The sequence below is a fragment of the Shewanella sp. c952 genome (assembly GCF_019654975.1).
Lineage (GTDB): Bacteria > Pseudomonadota > Gammaproteobacteria > Enterobacterales > Shewanellaceae > Shewanella.
On sequence record NZ_BPEW01000082.1, the window covers coordinates 1 to 1,003 of the forward strand.

Consider the following 1,003-nt stretch of genomic DNA (forward strand, 5'->3'; position numbering starts at 1 on the left):
GTTCCTATCTTTGTATGCTCTCAAGCCTATGAATTGGTTTGAGAGTACGTTGCGGTGCTTTATTGAGTTAGCTTGATATTGCCAGTGTTTACCAGCAGCTTTCACCGCTAATCCTAAAAGATAAAGCACAAATTGAGACAAGCAGGCAATGAGTAGCAATACGCTGAGCCTGCTCACTACTCGGGTACCGCTATCATTCATTTTCAGGCCTGTTTTAACATCTCTAAAGCTTTCCTCTATCTGCATTCTTGTGGCATAAATCTTAACGATTCTTTTAGCCTTAAAGTTTGAGTTACAAAGTGATGTCGCTAGTAACCAAGGTTCTTTTTCTCGCTCGGCACTCGTACGAGACTGCTTACTACGCCTGCTTTTATCACCTGTTGCGGTTCTATCTTTTCGTCCTTTAGGATCGCGTTTGAAGATAACTAAACGAGAGCTGAAAGAAGTCTGCTCACCTAAAAGATATACGCCAAGATTTTTGGCTATAGAGCTTGCTTGAGCGTAAAGCTTTTTGACTGGATACCACTGATGAACCGAACTTTTTCTGCAGTGTGTCCGATTTCTAAAGCGGCCTACATAATCCCAGCCAAGAGACAAAACCTGCTTAAACCAAGGAATACGAAAGCCTGCGTCAGTTACGATGATAGGCTTGCAGCCATTGGGCAACATAGCCTTTAATTTTGTCAGAAATAATAGGTGAGTTCTTGGTTTCTCTTTCTTATTAAGTAGGTGTATCTCTTCATAAAGTGTTAAAGATCGCCCTTGAGCAGCAAGTGATGCTCTAATTAGAAAATGTTGCTTTCGGTCATCAAGATCTGACCAATCGATATGAATAATTGGCTGCTGCATGGTCCCCACTAACAGGTAAGTCATACGGGTATAAATGAACTCGATATCGCGATGTAAATAGGTGTTACTACAAAGCCTATCTACGCGTTTAATCTTATGTTTTTCCATGGCTTTGCTCTCAATCTCACGACCAAGACCTGTGATTGAAAGTGAA

At 41.3% G+C, this 1,003-nt stretch carries 1 protein-coding gene; it reads right to left on the reverse strand.

Going from position 1 to position 1,003, the window contains the following annotated elements; all coding sequences use genetic code 11:
- A partial coding sequence (locus K5R16_RS21940) for an IS4 family transposase (RefSeq protein WP_220740524.1) occupies window positions 1-1,003 on the reverse strand: 1,003 nt, incomplete at both ends.